This is a genomic window from Nonomuraea sp. NPDC002799 (genome assembly GCF_053592075.1).
Window position 1 is genome coordinate 1 of the sequence record NZ_JBSFVA010000108.1, and the last position, 4159, is coordinate 4159.

Here is a 4159-nt window from a genome sequence, read left to right on the forward strand (position 1 = left end):
AGGCGGCGGGCGGCCGCGTCGATGTTGTACTTCCACGGGCTGAACACCCGTACGTGGCCCCACTTGGCCACCGACGCGCCCGCCTGCTCGCCCGCCTCCAGCACCACCAAGCCGAGGTTCCGTTCGGCCAGGTGGGCCGCCGCCGCCAGCCCGACCGGGCCCGCGCCGATCACTACGACGGGCAGCTCGTCGGGCCGGGCGGCCTGCGTGCCGGGCTCCAGTTCGACGGCGGCGGGACCGCAACATCCGCTCACGGCGCATCTCCTCATCGGCTCTCGGGGGCCCGTGCCCGCGCTGGTTTGAAGTCTGTCTAAGTAGCTCATCGGCAGGATGCCTGACGGCTTAGAGATATGTCAAATTAGAGCTTCATCGAATCAATCAGGAAGGAGAAGGTGCGCCGCTCATGCGCGGGCGCGCTCCCGGTCGCCGCGCAGATGGCGGGCGAGAGCTGCCAGGACGCGCCGAGCGTCGGCACCCACTCCTTGCAGGGTGTTGGAGGAGGGGGTGCGCTGCCACTCCAAGCCCAGGTGGCCGAGCCCGGCATGGGTGAGGGACAGGCCCCGGCGCTGGCGCGGGCGGCCGTCAGCCGTCAGCGCGCCCAAGCCGGCCAAGTACGGCAGGTCCGGCGGGTAGCCGGTGGCCAGCAGCACCGCATCGACGCGTTCACGTCGGCCGCCGGGCCATTCGATCTGATCGCCGTCCAGGCGCGTGAACATTCCCCGGCGCTGGTAGCGGCCCTCGCGCAGCGCCTGGCGGTAGCGGCCGTCATCGAGGACGGGCGAGGCGGGCGGAGCCTCCGCGCGGGCCAGCGGCAGCCGGTCGAAGCCGGTCGCGCGGAACCAGAAATGCAGGTCTCGCCCCAGCGGGCGCTGGGCCACGAATCGGATTGGCGTACGGCTGGTGAGCGTCACCCGCCGATCGGCGGACGGCGCGGCCCCCGCGTGCACACCGCAGCTGGGCCAGGTCACGCACGACTTCCTCAAGGCGTTGGCCCACGAGGGCCGCCAGCAGATCATGCTGCTCTTTGCCCATGGCGCCGAACTGTCGGTCAACCAGGTCGCCGAGCGCGCCGGCGTCAGCCAATCCGCCGCCTCCCAGCAACTGGCCCTCCTGCGCCGTGGCGGCATCGTCACCGCCCGCCGCGACGGCAAGGAGATGCTGTATCGCGGCGACCGCGAAAGCGTCGCCCGCATCCTCGGCGACCTTCAGACCTACCTGAAGTTCCGCTGCTGACATAGCGCCCGAGAACCTGAGCGCGTCACGAAGGAACGCGTCACGAAGGCCAGGACATAGCGCATCCGCCGGTGGAAGTGGGCTTGTCGGCCATGACCCGGCGGGGTCGATGCGGGGGTGAACCCGGAACAGCTTGTTGATGTCCGCGAGCAGGTGGAGATGTTCGCCGCCGAGGTGTTCCGCCCATTGACCCGTTCGGATCAACGGGCCAAGGCCGCCGCCTATCTGCGAGGACTGCTACTGGATGGACGGCGTAAATCGATGCAGCCGATGGCGGAGCGCCTGGGCGTGGACCATCAGGGCTTGCAGCAGTTCGTCACCTCCTCCACCTGGGATTTCTCGGCGGTCCGACAACGCGGCGGGCTCGGCCCGCGACCCCGGCCCGCGTTATCGCAGCACGCCCGTCAGCCTGCGTGAACACGTGCTGGCCGCTGGACGCGCCGCGGCGCAGACACTCACCTGGCGGGCCGGTTCGAAAGGTGATCTGACCTCGCAGTTCGTGATCCTCACGGTCCGGGTGGCCGGCCGCAGACCCCGCCTGGGCGATGACGGCACGCTGTCGGTCAGTCTCCTGATCGCGCAGTGGCCCCACGAGGAGCACGAACCGATCAAGTACTGGCTGTCCAACCTGCCCGTCCGCACAGCACCTGCTGACCGGGTCATCCTGGCCAAGATCCGCTGGCGGATCGAGCACGACTACCGCGAATTGAAGACCGCCTTGGGCCTGGACCACTTCGAGGGCCTTTCGTGGGCGGGCTGGCATCGCCATGTCACCTTGGTCAGCGCCGCGCACCTGCTCCGCACCGAGCTGCGCCATGAGCCACCCAAAAGCAGCAGGGGCGGCCTGACCCTCTACACGATCCCAAAGAGCTGCAGATCACGCTGGCGATCTGGTCCGGCCGTCGCCCAACCTGCCAACAACGACCACCCGACACCTAACAAAGCACTACTAGGACATAAGCCGCAATCTACTCAAATAAAACGCACTCTGAAGTCTCGGAATTCGGCGAGGACATCGAACCCGGCCAGACCGACCCGGCCCAGACCTTCTGGGTCGACTCCGGGCACCTCACGCTGGTACACCTGTCGGCCGTCCACGTAGAAGGTATAGGTCGAGCCCTTCCTGGTCACCTTGAGCGTGTGGAAGTCATCGGGGTCGAAGCCGAACGGCCATGGGATGCGCTCCCAGCTGAACACACCCTTCTCCATCACCAGGACGGTGAGCCGGCCGCCTGCGGTGAGCGGTTCGACGTAGTAGCCGATGTCGTTACCCGGCTCCGTGTTGGAGAACAGCAAGCCGTACTTCGGGGTCTTGTCCCGGCGGCCGTAGTCGAGCAAGCGCGTGCGGACCGAGAGCGTGAAGCTGGTGCTCATCGGCCGCTTCGTCCACATCAGGAACCCCCAGCCGGGGCCTGTGGGTCCTTCGGGGTATCGGGTCAACTTGGCGCTGCGTGGGCCGGTGATGTCCCACTCTGACACGTCACCCTTCGTATCCCAGCGTGCAGACACTGCAGGGCGTCGTGTGAGGGTTGTCGTCGGGGTGGGGGTTGGAGTGGTGGCCGACGAAGGGGTCGGGCTTGTGCTCGGGGTGGCCTTCCGGGCGGAGGCCGGCGGGGTCGTGCCGGTTGGCGTGGCAGGCGTTGGCGTTGCAGGAGCCGGCGGGTCTGAGGCTGGCAGGCCGAGCGTGGTGGTGGCCGCTGGGTCTGCGACTGCGGGCGGGCTGGTTAAGGGCGCGGGCCACAGGATGTAGGCCGCACTCACCGTCACCGCCACCCCCGCCGCCGCCGCCACCGCCACCGGCCGTCCCCATTTGGAGGTACGGCGGGCAGCATGGTCTCGTCTAGGCGCCGCCGGTGTGGTGCCACGGCGAGAAACCCCGGGTTCGCCGCGATGTTCGCCAGGGCCGCTGTCCCTGGGAGGTTCACTGGGCACGCTGTCCCGGCGAGCCTCAGCAGGTCCGTTGTCCCTGTGAGAGTTGTTGCCGGGCACGCTGTCCCGGGGAGGCGTCACGGGTGCGGCGGCTGGGGAGCCATCCATCAGCGCGTGCCAGGCCGTCTGGGCGTCAGGGCGCAGCGCGGGATCCTTCTGAAAACACGCCGTCAGCACGTCATGCAGCGGCTCACCGATGGCCCGAAGGTCAGGCTCGATGGTGAGCACCCGATGCATGACCGCAGGGATGGAGTCGCGACCGAAGGCGGGCGAACCGGTGGCGGCATAGACCATCGTCCCGGCCCACGAGAACAGATCCGAGGCGGGCCCGATCTGCTCGGCCCGAATCTGCTCGGGCGACATGTAGCCGGGCGAGCCCACCACCTTGCTGGCGGTAACGGAGGAGGCGTCCATCGCCCTGGCGATGCCGAAGTCGATCACCCTGGGCCCGTCAGCGGCCAGCAACACGTTGGAAGGCTTGAAATCGCGATGCACGATGCCCGCCCGGTGGATGGAGATCAGCGCGGTCATGGTCGCCACCGCGAGCCGTACCAGATCGTCGCCGGTCAAGGGGCCACGCGTGCGTACGGCCTGCTGGAGGGAGACGCCCTCGACCAGTTCGGAGACGATGTACGGCACGGCGCCCGCGAATCCGACGTCGAGCACACGTGCCGTACAGAACTGGGCCACCCGGCGGGCCAGCTCGACCTCACGCTGGAAGCGCTGTACGGCGGCGGTGTCACCGGCGAAGCGGGCGTGCAGGACCTTGGCCGCGATGGCGGTGCCGTCGGGTGCCCGCCCAGCGAAGACGGTGCCCTGGCCGCCCTCACCGAGGAAACCGAGAAGCATGTAGGGGCCCAGCGCTGTCGGATCCCCCTGGCGCAGTGGCTGCATGAAGGGGATCTTAGAGGGCATTTGGTTTGCCCATGTTTGTGTTAGTACGTTCCTCGCCAGGTTGGTGTCGCCTCGTCCGTTATGCGCTTGCTGGCATTGTCGA

4 protein-coding genes and 1 pseudogene are annotated in these 4159 nt (G+C 68.3%); 2 read left to right on the forward strand and 3 right to left on the reverse strand.

Annotation, left to right across the window (positions count from 1 at the left end; translation table 11 throughout):
- Both ACWD0F_RS51720 and ACWD0F_RS51725 read right to left on the reverse strand, forming a co-directional pair.
- Nucleotides 1-221, reverse strand: a 221-nt coding sequence (locus ACWD0F_RS51720) for an FAD-dependent oxidoreductase (protein ID WP_449890473.1), incomplete at its 3' end; no start/stop codon positions are given.
- 180 nt (nt 222-401) lie between these two features.
- The gene (locus ACWD0F_RS51725; protein WP_449890467.1) at nt 402-878 is read right to left on the reverse strand and encodes a hypothetical protein; all 477 of its coding nucleotides are present in this window, start codon (nt 876-878) and stop codon (nt 402-404) included.
- A gap of 22 nt (nt 879-900) precedes the next feature.
- On the opposite strand from ACWD0F_RS51725, the gene ACWD0F_RS51730 reads away from it, so the two are divergent.
- Both ACWD0F_RS51730 and ACWD0F_RS51735 read left to right on the forward strand, forming a co-directional pair.
- On the forward strand, nt 901-1233 hold the full coding sequence (locus tag ACWD0F_RS51730) for an ArsR/SmtB family transcription factor (protein ID WP_449890469.1): 333 nt from the start codon (nt 901-903) through the stop codon (nt 1231-1233).
- 117 nt (nt 1234-1350) lie between these two features.
- Nucleotides 1351-2056: pseudogene (locus ACWD0F_RS51735) on the forward strand (transposase); the annotation flags it as partial.
- 149 nt (nt 2057-2205) lie between these two features.
- On the opposite strand, the gene ACWD0F_RS51740 reads toward ACWD0F_RS51735, so the two are convergent.
- The gene (locus tag ACWD0F_RS51740; RefSeq protein WP_449890471.1) at nt 2206-4056 is read right to left on the reverse strand and encodes a protein kinase domain-containing protein; all 1851 of its coding nucleotides are present in this window, start codon (nt 4054-4056) and stop codon (nt 2206-2208) included.
- Nucleotides 4057-4159 lie beyond the last annotated feature (103 nt).